The sequence below is a fragment of the Ferrovibrio sp. genome (assembly GCF_025869515.1).
GTDB lineage: Bacteria > Pseudomonadota > Alphaproteobacteria > Ferrovibrionales > Ferrovibrionaceae > Ferrovibrio.
Genome location: NZ_JAOZVR010000104.1, coordinates 24,966 through 39,888 on the forward strand (window position 1 = coordinate 24,966; position 14,923 = coordinate 39,888).

The 14,923-nt window shown below is 64.9% G+C and carries 14 protein-coding genes; 6 read left to right on the top strand and 8 right to left on the bottom strand.

The window, feature by feature from the left end:
• Positions 1-59 precede the first annotated feature (59 nt).
• Positions 60-572, top strand: coding sequence for a DinB family protein (locus OJJ21_RS18260; protein ID WP_297688468.1), 513 nt, complete (start codon positions 60-62; stop codon positions 570-572).
• Here the strand turns inward: OJJ21_RS18260 and OJJ21_RS18265 are convergent.
• Together OJJ21_RS18265 and OJJ21_RS18270 are read right to left on the bottom strand one after the other, a co-directional pair.
• Positions 569-1,093, bottom strand: coding sequence for a hypothetical protein (locus OJJ21_RS18265; RefSeq protein ID WP_297688470.1), 525 nt, complete (start codon positions 1,091-1,093; stop codon positions 569-571). The two genes, OJJ21_RS18260 and OJJ21_RS18265, sit on opposite strands and share 4 nt — an antisense overlap.
• Positions 1,094-1,111: 18 nt before the next feature.
• On the bottom strand, positions 1,112-2,353 hold the full coding sequence (locus OJJ21_RS18270) for a threonine synthase (RefSeq protein ID WP_297688472.1): 1,242 nt from the start codon (positions 2,351-2,353) through the stop codon (positions 1,112-1,114).
• A 410-nt stretch (positions 2,354-2,763) separates the two neighbouring features.
• Between OJJ21_RS18270 and OJJ21_RS18275 the strand changes: the two genes are divergently transcribed.
• The gene (locus OJJ21_RS18275) at positions 2,764-3,126 is read left to right on the top strand and encodes a GFA family protein (RefSeq protein WP_297688474.1); all 363 of its coding nucleotides are present in this window, start codon (positions 2,764-2,766) and stop codon (positions 3,124-3,126) included.
• A gap of 7 nt (positions 3,127-3,133) precedes the next feature.
• Here OJJ21_RS18275 and OJJ21_RS18280 read toward each other — a convergent pair whose 3' ends face one another.
• The 3 genes from OJJ21_RS18280 to OJJ21_RS18290 form a co-directional block, all read right to left on the bottom strand.
• Complete coding sequence (locus tag OJJ21_RS18280) at positions 3,134-3,928, bottom strand: CPBP family intramembrane glutamic endopeptidase (protein ID WP_297688476.1); 795 nt, start codon at positions 3,926-3,928, stop codon at positions 3,134-3,136.
• Between the two features lie 302 nt (positions 3,929-4,230).
• Positions 4,231-4,575 (bottom strand): YkgJ family cysteine cluster protein, encoded by a 345-nt coding sequence (locus OJJ21_RS18285; protein WP_297688478.1) that lies wholly within the window; start codon positions 4,573-4,575, stop codon positions 4,231-4,233.
• Between the two features lie 29 nt (positions 4,576-4,604).
• The gene (locus OJJ21_RS18290) at positions 4,605-4,814 is read right to left on the bottom strand and encodes a cold-shock protein (RefSeq protein ID WP_297688480.1); all 210 of its coding nucleotides are present in this window, start codon (positions 4,812-4,814) and stop codon (positions 4,605-4,607) included.
• Positions 4,815-5,079: 265 nt separating this feature from the next.
• Between OJJ21_RS18290 and OJJ21_RS18295 the strand changes: the two genes are divergently transcribed.
• Entirely contained in the window at positions 5,080-5,607 is a 528-nt protein-coding gene (locus OJJ21_RS18295) for a mismatch-specific DNA-glycosylase (RefSeq protein WP_297688482.1), read from the top strand.
• A gap of 9 nt (positions 5,608-5,616) precedes the next feature.
• On the opposite strand, the gene OJJ21_RS18300 is transcribed toward OJJ21_RS18295, so the two are convergent.
• Together OJJ21_RS18300 and mutS are read right to left on the bottom strand one after the other, a co-directional pair.
• On the bottom strand, positions 5,617-6,384 hold the full coding sequence (locus OJJ21_RS18300; RefSeq protein WP_297688484.1) for a transporter substrate-binding domain-containing protein: 768 nt from the start codon (positions 6,382-6,384) through the stop codon (positions 5,617-5,619).
• Between the two features lie 117 nt (positions 6,385-6,501).
• Positions 6,502-9,156 carry a DNA mismatch repair protein MutS gene (mutS, locus tag OJJ21_RS18305; protein WP_297688485.1) on the bottom strand — a complete coding sequence of 885 codons (2,655 nt, stop codon included), beginning with the start codon at positions 9,154-9,156 and terminating at the stop codon, positions 6,502-6,504.
• Between the two features lie 162 nt (positions 9,157-9,318).
• On the opposite strand from mutS, the gene OJJ21_RS18310 reads away from it, so the two are divergent.
• Complete coding sequence (locus OJJ21_RS18310) at positions 9,319-11,595, top strand: NADP-dependent malic enzyme (protein ID WP_297688487.1); 2,277 nt, start codon at positions 9,319-9,321, stop codon at positions 11,593-11,595.
• 239 nt (positions 11,596-11,834) lie between these two features.
• Here OJJ21_RS18310 and OJJ21_RS18315 read toward each other — a convergent pair whose 3' ends face one another.
• The gene (locus OJJ21_RS18315; protein ID WP_297688489.1) at positions 11,835-12,032 is read right to left on the bottom strand and encodes a DUF1127 domain-containing protein; all 198 of its coding nucleotides are present in this window, start codon (positions 12,030-12,032) and stop codon (positions 11,835-11,837) included.
• 225 nt (positions 12,033-12,257) lie between these two features.
• Here OJJ21_RS18315 and OJJ21_RS18320 point away from each other — a divergent pair, with 225 nt between their 5' ends.
• Together OJJ21_RS18320 and OJJ21_RS18325 are read left to right on the top strand one after the other, a co-directional pair.
• The gene (locus OJJ21_RS18320) at positions 12,258-13,385 is read left to right on the top strand and encodes a serine hydrolase (protein ID WP_297688491.1); all 1,128 of its coding nucleotides are present in this window, start codon (positions 12,258-12,260) and stop codon (positions 13,383-13,385) included.
• Between the two features lie 130 nt (positions 13,386-13,515).
• Entirely contained in the window at positions 13,516-14,727 is a 1,212-nt protein-coding gene (locus tag OJJ21_RS18325; protein WP_297688493.1) for an ABC transporter substrate-binding protein, read from the top strand.
• The last annotated feature ends 196 nt before the right edge of the window (positions 14,728-14,923 follow it).

The following is a 14,923-nucleotide window of genomic DNA, read 5'->3' on the forward strand; positions in this document are numbered from 1 at the left end:
ATTGCAGCGGGACAATTCCGCGCTTCACTGCCGCCCCGCAGCGGGCCTAGACTGCGGCCATGCCCGACGATCTCCTGCTGCAGCACATCCACCGCTTCGCCCGCTACAACCGCTGGGCCAATACCCGGCTGTACGACGCCTGCGCCACGCTGGCGCCGGCCGAATACCACGCGGCGCGGCCGAGCTTCTTCGGTTCGATCCATGCCACGCTGAACCATATCCTGGTCGGCGACAGCATCTGGCTCGGCCGCTTCACCGGCCGGCTGGCGGCGCATATCACGGCGCTGGACCAGATCCTGCACGCGGATTTCGCAGGCTTACGCGCCGCGCGTGACGCGAAGGATGCCGAGATCATCGCCTATTGCGACACGCTGGACGACAGCCGGCTGAAGACCACCCTCAGCTACTCCAACACGCGCGGCGAAGCTTTCACCGATCCTTTGCTGGTGCCGCTGATGCATTTCTTCAATCACCAGACCCATCATCGCGGCCAGGCGCATGGCCTTTTGTCCCATGCCGGCGTCAGTCCGCCGGCGCTCGACCTGATTCATTTCTTCCGCGAGACGGCCTAGGCCCCGGCCGGGGTGAAGATCTGGGCGATCAGCACGGTGGCAACCTCGTCGCCGCCTCCATGGTCATGGTCATCGCCAGCGCCGTGCCCGGCCAGCGGCAGCAGCAGGAACTCCACCATGAAACGGCGCCCCTCGATGTCGCGGTCGATGCGGGCATGGATCGGCCGCCGTGTCTGCACCACCAGATCGCAGGCGCGGATCGCCTGCGCGGCGAAATCCGATTCCGGATGCTGGTCCATATAGGTGCCGGCCGGGTCGACCTTCAGGTGATCGATGAAATGCCGGCCGACGCTGCGATAGCGGTAGCGCCGCAGTTCGGCCGCGGGCGTTTCGACATCGACGATCACCAGCATGCCGTCGAGATAGGCCAGACGCTGCGGGTCGTTGAAGGCCGCATCCGGCAACGCACCGCCGCTCACCACCTGGCGCCAGTCGCGGTACAGCCGGTTCAGCCGCAGGGTTTCGAGCTGCTCCTCGGCAACCAGAAGACTGAAATTTCCGCCGCTGCTGGTGAAGGTCATGCTGTCGCGGAGGCCACCCTACAGTGTCGCGTAGTCGATCGGCGCGTGACGATCGAGTGACCGGCCGCCATCGGGCATCGGGTATTTCAGCCCGGCGGCGCAGTTCCACAGTACCACGCGGTCGGTTTTCTTCACCCGGCCGGCCGCCAGCGCCTGTTTCCAGGCGGCATAGGTGGCGGCGCCCTCGGGGCACATCAGGAAACCTTCTTCCTTCGCCACCTCGTTCAGCGCCGCGGTGATCGCGGCATCTTCGACGGCCATGGCGAAGCCGCTGGAATTGCGCACGGCATCGAGGATGAGGAAATCGCCGATGGCGGCGGGCACGCGGATGCCGGCGGCCACCGTATGGGCATTCTCCCAGAGTTTCGCATGGCGCTCGTTGCCCTCGAAGGCGCGCACGATGGGGGCACAGCCGGCCGCCTGCACCGCGATCATCTTCGGGCGTTTCGACCCGATGAAGCCGATGGCTTCCAGTTCCTCGAAGGCCTTCCACATGCCGATCAGGCCGGTGCCGCCGCCGGTGGGATAGAAGATCGCATCGGGCAGTTCCCAGCCAAGCTGTTCGGCCAGTTCCAGCCCCATGGTCTTCTTGCCCTCGATGCGATAGGGCTCCTTCAGCGTCGAGGTATCGAACCAGCCGGCCGCCGCCTTGCCGGCGCCGACGAGTTTGCCGCAGTCGTTGATCAGGCCGTTGACCTTGTAGAGCCGCGCGCCCTGCAGCGCGATCTCGTTCATGTTGACCTGCGGCGTGTCGTCGGGGCAGAACACCACGCTCTCGATGCCGGCGCGGCTGGCATAGGCGGCCAATGCCGCGCCGGCATTGCCGTTGGTCGGCATCGCCATCTTCTTCACGCCGAGTTCTTTCGCCATGCAGACGGCGAGCGCCAGGCCGCGCGCCTTGAACGATCCGGTCGGCAGGCGGCCTTCATCCTTGACGATGATGTCGCCGCTGACACCCAGCTGTTGCGCCAGGCGCGGCAGGGTGAAGATCGGCGTCATCACCTCGCCGAGCGAGACGATGTTTTCGGTTTTGCGCACCGGCAGCAGTTCGCGATAACGCCACCAGTTCGGCGCGCGCGATGCGATCTTGTCTTTGGTCAGCGCCGCCTTCACCCCGGCGAGGTCGTAGCGCACCAGCAGGGGAAAGCCCTGCGGCGAGAGATTGTGCAGGGTATCGGCCGGCAGCCGCTCGCCGGTCATGCCGCAGTCCAGATGGGTGACGAAGGTGGGCGTTTCGGGGATCAGGGCGGCGAGACTCATGACGGGCGACTTTCACGGTGACGACGACGGCATGCGGCCAGCCTAGACCACTCTGCCGCGCCGATGGGAGGCACACCGGCAGGCGGATTTTGCTCCGCATACGTCCCGAACCGCCGCCGGCGGGTCTGCAGCCGGCCAGGCTCCGTGCGGTGCTGACAGCATCCCGTTCGATGCTGAATGAGTCCCGTTTGATGCTGAATGAGTCCCATTCGGTACCGAAAGCGTCCCATTCGGTGCCAGGTCAGATCCGCAAATATGAATACGATATTATTCCGCACGATCCATGCCTTGCCTTACAAGAACATAAATAGTACGCGACAGTGGCACGGCAAGCCAAATGGTTGCGGCGGCCGGCGGCCTTCTTTATATAACCTATCGGTTAAGTTAATCAGCAACAGGATGCATATCAGATGAGCGAGAAGCGGACCTACCAGGGCGGCTGTCATTGCGGCGCGGTGCGCTATTCCGTGCTGACCGACCTCAACCCGCCGGTGATTTCCTGCAACTGCTCGATCTGTTCGAAGAAAGGCTCGCTGCTGGCCTTCGTGCCGGCCGACGATTTCAAGCTGCAGCGCGGCAAGGATGCGGTGACGGATTACCAGTTCAACACCATGAACATCCATCACCTGTTCTGCAAAACCTGCGGCGTGGAATCCTTCGCCACCGGCACGGCGCCGAACGGGGCGAAGATGGCGGCGATCAACGTGCGCTGCCTCGACGGCTTCGATCTGGAAGCCCTGGAGCCGGTGAAATACGACGGCAAGAGTTTGTGAGGCTGCGTCAGCGCGCCGCCAGCAGCAGGAACGGCATGCCGACGGAGAAAATGTTGTAGACGATATGCACGGCCAGGGCCGCACCGACCGTGCCGGCAAAATGCCGGGCCAGGGCAATGCAGACAGCCACCGGGATCAGCGCCAGCGTGCGGCCGACGCCATCGGGAAGATGCAGGCCAAGCCAGAGCAGGCTTGTCGCCAGCGCCACAAGCGGCGCGGCCCAATGCTGCCTGAGGGCGGTCCACAGCCAGCCACGGAAGAACAGCTCCTCCGCCAGCGGCGCCAGCAGGATGGCAAGGGCGACCAGCAGGATGTTCAGCAGCCATCCGGTCTCCGCCACGCCGCGCAGCATCGCCGGTTGCCTGAAGACGGCATAAGACACCAGACTGCCATAGATCGCGACGCCGACCGCCAGCAGGACCACCGGCCAGACCCGCCGCATCGGGCCATCGCCTAGTCCGCGCCGCAGATCGCCACCGCCTGCGATACGTCCATTGCGGCGCGCCGCATAAAGCAGGGTGCCGCCGGCCCCGACGAGCCCGCAGATATAATAGATGGTGTTGAGATCGCCCGGGGTCAGCCCGAGCTTGATCCCGGTGACGCTCAGGCTGAACCCGGCTGCAAAGCCGATGATGCCGGCAAAGAAGACCGCGCCCAGGCACCAGAGAATCGCCTGGACCAGCAGCCGCAATCCGGTCTTCCGCATCCTGCCGGCGGCGGCATCGACCGCGGCGACACCGGCATCGGATATCCGCTCCGGCATCGCTGCCGGCGGCACGGTTTCATCGGATATGGTCGACATGATTTCCCCGCATGGACCTGCCCGGGAGTCGTAGCAGAACCGTCGCGCCGCCCGCGAGCGGAAAATCGCCGGCAGTGTCGTGAACCAGGCAGCTGCGCCTTACGGCTTGCGCCGCCATACATTTGCATGCGCGCAAAGCGCGACGGCCTGCCGATGCTGGCGCGTAGAACTAGCGCGATACGTCCTGAAAAAAGATCGTCACCCTCGACCTTGTGTCGAGGGTCCATCCCGTGGCTGTCGCAGGCGGGATGGGGCAAATGGATCCTCGGGACAAACCCGAAGATGACGGTTTTTTTCTCGCCCTAAATCGGAAAGCCGTGATAGGCGCGGGCGATGAGGCATTCCTCGTCGCCGGGCTGGCAGTCGCGGCACACGATGGGCCGCACGGCGTAGATGCTGCAGGCAACCCGTTCGCCCAGCTTGCCGCCGAGCGCCGCGCAGCGGTCGCCCTCGCAGCGCATCCGGCCCGCCGCGTCATCGACGTAGCGGGCCGGGATGCGCGCGAGCGCGGCATCGTCTTCGAGCGAGAAACGGGGCCAGTCGCGCGAATACGCACAACAGGCCCCGCAACTCTGGCAATCGAAGGCTACCGCGCCCGGGTCTGGGTCCAGGTCTGGGCCCGGGTCTTCTTTCGTCTGTTCGATCAAGCGATGGGCTCGATCAGGCAGGCGTCAGATCAGGCGGCCTGAAGCGTGCGCACGGCAACCTTGCCGGAGCGGCTGTCCTGCTCGGTGTCGAAGGAGACCTTCTGGCCTTCCGACAGCATGCTCATGCCAGCGCGTTCCAGGGCGGTGGCGTGCACGAACACGTCCTTGCCACCGTCTTCCGGCTGAATGAAACCGAAGCCCTTGGTGGAGTTGTAGAATTTCACGATACCAGTCTGCATGGGATATTCCTTGAGTCCGTAGAGATGAGCCAGATGCACAAGCCACAACGATGCCGTGGCCCCCATATGGCTTTCGATGTTTTGGAGAGAGAGTCGGAATGATGCGCCTAGCAAAGCCGAGGCGGACAGCCAGAAGGTCCGGCCAAAATGTCGATGGCGCGGACCCTAGACTTTAAATGCGGCGAATACAAGGCGAATATCCCGGGCCAATGTCGGCGGGCGATGTTTTACGGGATTCGCCGCGATAAACCGGTTGCACGATACCATGGACGACACGCCGCATATCATTCCCGACCTGCTGGCGCCGGGCCTGAAGCTGGTCTTCTGCGGCTCGGCGCTGGGGACGGCCTCGGCAAAGGCGCGCGCCTTCTATGCCAAACCGGGCAACAAATTCTGGCCGACCCTGCATGCCGTCGGCCTGACGCCGCGCCGCTTCGCGCCGGCGGAGTATCCGCTGCTGCTGGACCTGCGCATCGGACTGACCGACCTGAACAAGACGCAGTCCGGCAACGATACCGAGCTGTCGCCCGCGCATGACGATCCCGCCGCGCTGGCGGACAAGATCATGCGCTACCGGCCGCACATCCTCGCCTTCACGGCCAAACGTCCGGCGCAGGTTTTCCTGCGCCACCGCTTCGGCCTGAAGATGCCGCCGGCCTATGGATTGCAGGCACAGACGGTGGGCGACACGCGGCTGTTCGTGCTGCCCTCGCCATCGGGCCGCGCCGGCAGCTTCTGGGATATCGCGCCGTGGCAGGCGCTGAAGACACTGGTGGATGAACGGCCCGGTTAGGATGCCGGCCTATTCGTAACGCTGCAGGATGCGCCGCACCGCGCCGCTGTCAACCAGGCGGCGCAGCGCGGCTTCCAGCCGCGGCGCCTCGGCGACCAGCGGCGAGCTGCGCGCCAGCACGATATAGGAATCGCGGCCGGGCACATGATAGGGCGCCGGGAACAACTGGAAGCCGGTCTGGCGCAGCAGCCACAGCGCCTGCAGCTCCGGCATGATCGCGGTATCGGCGCGGCCGACCACGGTGAGCCGCAGGGCGGCGGTGTAATCGTCGACCGCAATGCGGGTCAGCGCCTCGTCGGCATCGAAACGGTCGAAATAGGTGGCGCCGCGCAGCACGGCGATGCGGCGATCCCGCAGATCCTCGTAGCTGCGGATCGGGATCGCGGAGCGGATCTGCAGGAAGACTTTCGGCTCCTGCGGCAGCGGCGGTTCGAGATAGTGCAGATAGGCCTCGCGTTCGGGCGAGCGGTTCGGCCCCAGCATGATATCCGCCTCGCCCTCCTGCATGACGCGGAAGGCGCGCGCAAACGGCAGTTCGTCGAACTCGAGCTGCAGCCCGGTTTCGGCGGCGACCTGGCGCAGGATGTCGACATAGATGCCGGTGTAATACGGCGCCCCGTTGGCCGAACCGACGATGCGATAGGGCGGCGCGTCGTTGATCAGTACACGCGCGGTCGTGATGGGGGCGGTTGTCTGGGCCGTAGCGGCGAAGGACAACAGAATTGCCGCAGCAAAACAGGCTGGTGCCAGAAACAGGCGGGCGGCGCGCACATTCATGACACCAGTTTACCGTTTGCCTGCAACCGGTGCAAAGCAACTCGTGGATGGCCGGGACAAGCCCGGCCATGACAAAAGTAAAGCGTCATCCCCGGGCTTGTCCCGGGGATCCACGCCTTACTTGAGCAGCGCCTTGAGCTGGTACAGCAGGTCGAGCGCCTGCTTCGGCGACAGCGCATCGATATCGGCTTTTTGCAGCGCGCCTTCGACGGCAGAGGGCAGCGCGGCGGCAGACGCTTTGACTGGCTGGCTGAGCGAGAACAGCGGCAGGTCGTCGACCAGCTTGGCGGACCGGCCGGTCTGATCGGATTGTTCCAGCGCATGCAGCACTTCGGAAGCGCGCTGCAGCACGCCGTCGGGCAGGCCGGCCAGTTTCGCCACCTGGATGCCGTAGCTGCGATCCGCCGCACCCGGACCGACTTCGTGCAGGAAGACCAGCTCGCCCTCCCACTCCTTCACCTTCAGCGTATGATTGGAAAGCTGCGGCAGCTTTTCCGCCAGTGCCGTGAGTTCGTGGTAATGCGTGGCGAACAGGCCGCGGCAGCGGTTTTTCTCGTGCAGGTATTCCACCACCGCCCAGGCGATGGAGAGGCCGTCGAAGGTGGCGGTGCCGCGGCCGATCTCATCCAGGATCACCAGCGCGCGCGGGCCGGACTGGTGCAGGATCGCCGCGGTTTCCACCATCTCGACCATGAACGTGCTGCGGCCGCGCGCCAGATCATCGGCGGCGCCGACGCGGCTGAACAGCCGGTCGACGACGCCGAGTTCGGCTTTCATCGCCGGCACGAAGCTGCCCATCTGTGCCAGAATCGCGATCAGCGCATTCTGGCGCAGGAAGGTGGATTTGCCGGCCATGTTCGGGCCGGTGAGCAGCCAGAGTTTGCGGCCCTCGGAGAGGTCGCAGTCGTTGGCGACGAAGCGCTCGCCCTGGCCGGCGCGTTCCAGCGCGGCTTCCACCACCGGATGGCGCCCGCCGGCGATGCGGAAATCCAGGCTGTCGTTCACCTGCGGCCGCACCCAGCGGCGCTGCATGGCAAGCTGCGCCAGCGCGGCCGCGACATCGAGCGCGGCCAGCGCATTGGCGGCACGCGTGATCGCATTGGCTTCGGCCAGCACGGCGCTGACCAGGCGGTCGAAAATCTCCAGCTCCATGGCGAGCGCGCGGTCGCCGGCCTGGCTGATCTTGCTTTCCAGCTCGCCCAGTTCCGGCGTGGCATAGCGCATGGCATTGGCCATGGTCTGGCGATGGATATACTGCTGGCCCATTTTCGCCGCATGCGCGGGCGTGATCTCGATATAATAGCCCAGCACGTTGTTGTGGCGGATCTTCAGGCCGCTGATGCCGGTCTCGGTCGCATATTTGTCCTGAAGGCCGGCGATATGGCGGCGGCTTTCGTCGCGCAAGACTCGCAGCTCATCCAGCGGCGCATGATGGCCCGGCCGCACGAAACCGCCGTCGCGCTGCAGCAGCGGCAGTTCGTCGGCCAGCGCCTCGCTCAAGATCTGCACCAGCGCCGCATGATCGCCGAGCGCCTCGCGTAAGCTGGCAAGTTCCGGCGGCAGCGCGGCTTCCTGCGCCAGTCGCTGGCGCAGATCGCCGGCCTGACTGAGGCCATCGCGCATGGAGGACAGATCGCGCGGGCCGCCACGGCCCAGCGACAGGCGCGACAGCGCGCGGGCAAGATCTGGAACTTTGGAGAGCGCGGCGCGGATATCGTCGCGCAGCCGCGTCGTGTCGACGAGACAGCCGACGGCATCGTGGCGCGCGGCGATCGCCGGCGGATCGGTGAGCGGCGCCTGCAGCCGCTGCGCCAGAAGGCGCGCACCGGCGCCGGTCAGCGTCGCATCGATGCAGTCGAGCAGGGCGCCGTCGCGCTGGCCCGCTGTGGTCTCGACCAGTTCGAGATTGCGCCGCGTCGCCGGATCGATTGCCATCACGCTGCGCGGCGGCTGCTTCACCGGCGGATCGAGGCGCGGCAACTTGCCGCACTGGGTGAGGTCGACGTAATCGAGCAGCGCGCCTGCGGCGCAGAATTCGGCACGGCTGAAGCTGCCATAGGCATCCAGCGCCGCAACGCCGAGCGCGGTTTTCAGGCGGCGTTCGCCGGCCTGGCTGTCGAAGCGCGCCGACGGCAGCGGCGACAGCGCCGCCTCGCTCTGTTCGAGCACCGCCCGCAACTCCACCCGCGCCAGCAGGCCTTCAGGCAGCACCAGTTCGCGGGGCGACACCCGGGCCAGATCGGCGGCCAGGCCTGCCGAGGTTGTTTCCGTCAGGCCGAATTCGCCGGTCGACAAGTCGAGCCAGGCGAGCGCCAGTGCGCCGTCGCTGCCGCCAGACTGAGCAAGTGCAGCAAGATAATTGTTGCGTCGCGCATCCAGCAGGCTGTCTTCGGTGATCGTTCCCGGTGTCACCACGCGCACGACGTCGCGTTTGACCACCGATTTGGCGCCGCGCTTCTTCGCTTCTGCGGGATCCTCGACCTGCTCGCAGACCGCGACCCTGAAACCCTGGCGTATCAGACGGGAGAGATAGGCTTCCGCCGCGTGAACCGGCACGCCGCACATCGGGATCGGCTCGCCATCATGTTCGCCGCGCCTGGTCAGCGCGATATCCAGCGCCCGCGCCGCCCGGGCGGCGTCGTCGAAGAACAGTTCGTAGAAATCGCCCATGCGATAGAACAGCAGGCAGTCGGGGTATGCCGCCTTGATGGTCAAATATTGGGCCATCAGGGGGGAGGTGCCGGGGGGAAGCGTCAGTTCGGGTTTGTTCATGCCGTCGGCGGTCGCGGGGAGACTCGATGCGAAATAATGCAGGCCGCAGACATACCACAGGCGGCGGCTCTTTTAACCCCTCACGCGTTGGCCTTATGATACCGCACGGGAGCGATAAGCCCGCGCCAAGACGCCTGTAGCAAACCGGAAACGCAGAGAACAATGAGCGACTCGAAAAGCCAGTCCCTGTACGACGATGCCCTCGAATTCCACAAGATGGGCCAGCCCGGCAAGCTGGAAGTGGTGCCGACCAAGCCGATGGCGACCACCCGCGATCTCAGCCTGGCCTACAGCCCCGGCGTCGCCGCCCCCTGCCTGGAAATCCAGAAGAACCCGGACACCGCCTACGACTACACCTCGCGCGGCAACATGGTGGCGGTGATCTCGAACGGCACCGCGGTGCTGGGCCTGGGCAATCTCGGCGCGCTCGCCGGCAAGCCGGTGATGGAAGGCAAGGCGGTGCTGTTCAAGCGCTTCGCCGATGTCGACTGCATCGACCTGGAAGTCGATACCGAGAATGTCGACGAATTCGTCAATGCGGTGCGCTATCTCGGCCCCAGCTTCGGCGGCATCAATCTGGAAGACATCAAGGCGCCGGAATGCTTCGTGATCGAGCAGCGGCTGCGCGAGCTGATGGACATTCCGATCTTCCATGACGACCAGCACGGCACGGCGATCATCGCCGCCGCCGGCATGATCAACGCGCTGCATCTGACCGGCCGCGACATCAAGGATGCCAAAATGGTGGTGAACGGTGCCGGTGCCGCCGGCATCGCCTGCACCGAACTGATGAAGGCGATGGGGATGCGGCATGAGAATGTCATCCTCTGCGACACCAAGGGCGTGGTCTACCAGGGCCGCACCGACGGCATGAACCAGTGGAAGTCGGCCCATGCGGTGAAGACCGCGGCACGCTCGCTGGAAGATGCCATGAAAGGCGCCGACGTGTTCTTCGGCCTGTCGGCCAAGGGCGCGGTGACGTCTGACATGCTGCGCTCGATGGCGGCGCATCCGATCGTCTTCGCCATGGCCAATCCCGATCCGGAAATCACCCCGGAGGATGCGCTGGCGACGCGCGGCGACGTCATCATGGCCACGGGGCGCTCGGATTACCCGAACCAGGTCAACAACGTGCTCGGCTTCCCCTATATCTTCCGCGGCGCGCTGGATGTGCGCGCCCGGACGATCAACGACGAGATGAAGATCGCCGCCGCCGAGGCCATCGCCAAGCTGGCGCGCCAGGATGTGCCCGACGAGGTGGCCGCCGCCTACAAGGGCGACCGGCCGAAATACGGCCCGGGCTATATCATCCCCTCGCCCTTCGATCCGCGCCTGATCGTCGATGTGCCGCTGGCGGTGGCCAAGGCGGCGGTGAAATCGGGCGTCGCGCGCAAGCCGATCACCGACTGGGCCGCCTATGCCGCCAAGCTGCGCGCCCGCCTCAACCCGACCGTCGGCTCGCTGCAGATATTCTTCGACCAGGTGGTGCAGAATCCGAAACGCGTCGTCTTCGCCGAGGGCGAGGAAGAAACCGTGATCCGCGCCGCGCTCGAATTCCGCGCCGCCGGCTACGGCACGCCGGTGCTGATCGGCCGCAGCGAGCGGATCGAGGCGACCATGAAGGCCATCGGTCTGGCGAACCTGGACGGCTGCGAAATCCACAATGCCCGCATCAGCGAGCATAATGCCGAATATGCCGACTTCCTCTACCGGCGGCACCAGCGGCGCGGCCTGCTGCATCGCGACGTGCAGCGCTTCGTCAATCTCGACCGCAACGTGTTCGGCGCCTGCATGGTGGCCAACGGCCATGCCGATGCGATGATCACCGGCGTGACCCGCACCTATTCGGTGAGCTATGACGGCATCCGCATGGCGATCGACGCCCAGCGCGGCCAGCGCGTGATGGGCCTCAGCATCATCGTCGCCAAGGGCCGCACGGTGTTCGTCGCCGACACCACGGTGACCGAGACGCCGAGCGCCAGCGATCTGTGCCAGATCGCCATCCAGGCCGCCAGGGCGGCGCGCCAGATGGGTCAGGAGCCGCGCGTCGCGCTGCTGTCGCATTCCAACTTCGGCAACGCGCCGGGCGGCGTGGTGGAAGTGGTGCGCCATGCGGTGATGGAACTGGACTCGCTGGATGCCGGCGGCCACAAGGTGGATTTCGAATACGACGGCGAGCTGAATGCCCGCGTCGCGCTCAATCCAGACCTGATGAAGCTGTATCCCTTCTGCCGCCTGTCGGGTCCCGCGAACGTCCTGATCATGCCGGGCCTGCATTCGGCGCTGCTGTCGACGCAGCTGATGCAGGACCTCGGCGGCGGCACCGTGATCGGTCCGCTGCTGATCGGCCTGGAAAAGCCGGTGCAGATCGCGCAGATGGGCGCCAGCGTCAGCGACATCGTCAATCTGGCGGCGCTGGCGGCCTATAACGCGCGGTGATTATCCCATGCGTCATGGCCGGGCGTGTCCCGGCCATGACACATTTGAGTTTTTCCAACATCAATATCGTCATGCTCGGGCTTGTCCCGAGCATCCATCTGTCCGTTCCGATGCGCCGACAGAGAGGATGGACCCTCGGGACAAGCCCGAGGGTGACGGAATCTCTTCCGGGTTTATCAGCGCACATCCATTTATTTGATCGCGCCGCGTCTTGCACTGCAGCCGGGGCCGTTATGCTTTCAGGGCTGCCAGAACGGCCGGGCGAGCGCGATGTCGACCTGCGCACGCGTCAGCCCGACATCGCGCAACTGGGCATCGTTCAGCGTCTGCAATTCCGCGCGGATACGCCAGCGCGCCTGCAGATAAACGAGCCAGGCGAACCAGCCGAATGGCGACGGCAGATTCCAGGGCACGGCCGCAAGGTCGGGCCGCTGCATCTGCGGTTGGGATGGGGAACAGGTACCGCCACAAGACATGTCTCACCTCCGAGAGGAGCGAGACAACGCTTGGCGGCCCATGATCTGAAATTGGACGGAGGGTCGCTGACCGGGCGGTTGTCGAAGGCCCGGTGACGGCGAAGATAATACGATGGGACACGAAGTCAATCGCGGAAATATCCGCCGCATTCGCCGGGCCAGCGTTCCGTGCTAGGCTTCAGTGCCATGATCGCCCGCTTCGCCATTCTGGCCGCCCTGCTATCGGCCCCGGCAGCCCTTGCGCAGGACTGCGCGCCGCCGGCCGACCTGAAAGACGGCTGGGACATCGCCACGCCGCAGAGTCAGGGCATGGATGCCGCCCCGCTCTGCGATATCGGCGCGCGGTTCGAGGGCTGGAAGGAAGCCAATGCCCATGCCGTGCTGGTACTGCGCCACGGCAAGCTGGTCTACGAGAAATACTTCGCCGGCGAGGATCAGGAATGGGGCAAGTGGTCAATCGGCATGATCCAGCACAATGCCGGACGGCTGCATGACGTGCGCTCGATCAGCAAGAGCGTGGTATCGCTGCTGACCGGCGTCGCAGTCGATCGCGGCTGGCTCTCGGTCGACCAATCTGTCTTCGCTTTCTTCCCCGAGCATGCCGACCTGCGCACGCCAGCGAAAGACCGCATCACCATCCGCCACCTGCTGACCATGTCGTCCAGCCTGGCCTGGGATGAAAGCCTGCCTTACAGCGACCGGCGCAACAGCGAAACCGCCATGAACAACGCAGCCGATGCCGCGCGTTACGTGCTGGAACAGCCGATGTGGCGGAGCGAGCCGGGTGACAACTACAATTACAGCGGCGGTTCGGCCGTGGTGCTGGCCGAAATCCTGCGCAAGGTCTCGGGCGGCATGGATATCACCATGCTGTCGAAAACCCTGCTGTTCGATCCGCTCGGCATCACCGATTTCGAATGGGCGGTCTGGAACAATCGCCCGGTGATCGCCTCGGGTCTGCGCCTGCGCCCGCGTGACCTGGCCAAAGTCGGCCAGCTGGTGCTCGACGGGGGCAAGTGGCAGGGCCGGCAGATCGTGTCGGAAAAGTGGATCGCCGACAGCATCGCGCCGCAGATCAACGGGCAGAGTCCGTTCTTCTATGGCTACCAGTGGTGGCTCGGCCGCTCGCTGCTCGATGGCAGGCAGGTCGACTGGGCGGCTGGTTTCGGTGAAGGCGGCCAGCGGGTCTTCATCATTCCGGAATTCGATATCGTGGTAGTGCTGAATTTCGGGTTGTATGGGCGCGGGTTGCAAGCCTATGTCGGCCCTTCAATCCTCAACCAGCATGTTCTACCAGCCGTGGTGAAGAAATGAGTTGTGATCTGTTGCTGACATAACTGTCAGCACACATTCGTTTTATTTCAGCCGCCACGGCTTGCATGGCTGCGGCTTTTTCTTACCCTCCGCGCTGCCTTTCGGGGCGCAGTTTTCCCGCGGAGTTTCCATGCGCATTCTCGCCTTCCTCGCTGTTGTTTTCCTCGCCCTGCCGACCTTCGCGCAGCCGCAGACGCTGGTGCGCATCGCCTTCATCGATCCGCTGTCGGGCCCGATGGCCGCCGTGACGCAGAACGGCCTGAACCATTTCCGCTTCATGGCCGAGCGGCTGTCGAGCGACCGGGTGAAATTCGAGGTCACCGGCTACGACAACAAGCTGAACCCGCAGGAAACCATCGTGCAGGCGCAGAAGGCGCTGGATGCCGGCATCCGCATCATCGCGCAGGGCAACGGGTCGGCCGCCGCCGGCGCGCTGACCGATTTCATCGCCAAGCATAACGAGCGCAATCCGGAGCAGGCCGCGCTGTATCTGAACTACGCCGCCGCCGATCCGGCGCTGACCAACGACAAATGCAGCGCGGCGCATTTCCGTTACGACGCCGATACCGACATGAAGATGCTGGCGCTGGCGAAATTCATCGGCGCGCGCAAGGAGATCAGGAAGGTGTACCTGATCAACCAGGATTATTCCTTCGGCCAGGCGGTGCGCGCCACCGCGCTGAACTTCATCAGGGCCGAGCGGCCGGATATCGAATTCGTCGGCGACGAACTGCATCCGCTGGCCAAGATCAACGACTTCACACCCTATGTGACCAAGATCAAGGCGAGCGGTGCCGACAGCGTGATCACCGGCAACTGGGGCAACGATCTGGCGCTGCTGCTGAAGGCGGCGGCCGATGCCGGCCTGCAGGCCGGCTGGTACACCTATTACGCCAGCGGCGTCGGCAGCCCGACCATCGTGCGACAGACCGGCCTGGCGCATCGCGTGTTCGCCGTGCTGGAAGGCCATGCCAACCTGCCGCAGCAGGACAGGATCGAAGACGACTACCGCGCGCGGTTCGGCGGCAATTTCGTGGTGCCGCGCATCCGTCTGCTGATGGACATGCTGAACGATGCCGTGGTGAAAAGCGGCAGCGCCGAACCGCGCAGGCTGCAGCCGCTGCTGGCGCAATCGACGGCGAAGACCATGTATGGCGCGACCGCCGGCATGCGCGCCAGTGATCATCAGCTGCTGCAGGACCTGTATGTCGCCTCGCTCGGTCCGCTGGACGGCACGATGAAATACGACGAGGAAAAAACCGGCTGGGGCTGGAAGACGGCCGGCATGGTGAAGGCCGCCGACACCGCGCTGCCGACCAGTTGTAAAATGCCGGCTTTCTGACGAAAGCCGGTGGCTGCAGGATAGCGACGTTTTAAGTGGCCAAAATCGTCATCCTCGGGCTTGACCCGAGGACCTCTTGCCCATTTGCGAAAGGTCCTCGGCCAAGAAGCTCTTCTTGGGTCCGAGGACGACGCTTGTATAAAAGTTACGACATCACCACCGGCGCGGTGACGAGATCGACCGGCTGGTCGAGATC

Excerpts from the sequence above, each read along its gene's own strand:
- OJJ21_RS18270 (WP_297688472.1), bottom strand. The coding sequence starts at position 2,353 with ATGAGTCTCGCCGCCCTGATCCCCGAAACGCCCACCTTCGTCACCCAT.
- OJJ21_RS18315 (WP_297688489.1), bottom strand. The coding sequence starts at position 12,032 with ATGCAGCGGCCCGACCTTGCGGCCGTGCCCTGGAATCTGCCGTCGCCA.
- OJJ21_RS18280 (WP_297688476.1), bottom strand. The coding sequence starts at position 3,928 with ATGTCGACCATATCCGATGAAACCGTGCCGCCGGCAGCGATGCCGGAG.
- OJJ21_RS18295 (WP_297688482.1), top strand. The coding sequence starts at position 5,080 with ATGGACGACACGCCGCATATCATTCCCGACCTGCTGGCGCCGGGCCTG.
- OJJ21_RS18275 (WP_297688474.1), top strand. The coding sequence starts at position 2,764 with ATGAGCGAGAAGCGGACCTACCAGGGCGGCTGTCATTGCGGCGCGGTG.
- OJJ21_RS18320 (WP_297688491.1), top strand. The coding sequence starts at position 12,258 with ATGATCGCCCGCTTCGCCATTCTGGCCGCCCTGCTATCGGCCCCGGCA.
- OJJ21_RS18300 (WP_297688484.1), bottom strand. The coding sequence starts at position 6,384 with ATGAATGTGCGCGCCGCCCGCCTGTTTCTGGCACCAGCCTGTTTTGCT.
- OJJ21_RS18260 (WP_297688468.1), top strand. The coding sequence starts at position 60 with ATGCCCGACGATCTCCTGCTGCAGCACATCCACCGCTTCGCCCGCTAC.
- OJJ21_RS18325 (WP_297688493.1), top strand. The coding sequence starts at position 13,516 with ATGCGCATTCTCGCCTTCCTCGCTGTTGTTTTCCTCGCCCTGCCGACC.
- OJJ21_RS18265 (WP_297688470.1), bottom strand. The coding sequence starts at position 1,093 with ATGACCTTCACCAGCAGCGGCGGAAATTTCAGTCTTCTGGTTGCCGAG.
- mutS (WP_297688485.1), bottom strand. The coding sequence starts at position 9,156 with ATGAACAAACCCGAACTGACGCTTCCCCCCGGCACCTCCCCCCTGATG.
- OJJ21_RS18310 (WP_297688487.1), top strand. The coding sequence starts at position 9,319 with ATGAGCGACTCGAAAAGCCAGTCCCTGTACGACGATGCCCTCGAATTC.
- OJJ21_RS18290 (WP_297688480.1), bottom strand. The coding sequence starts at position 4,814 with ATGCAGACTGGTATCGTGAAATTCTACAACTCCACCAAGGGCTTCGGT.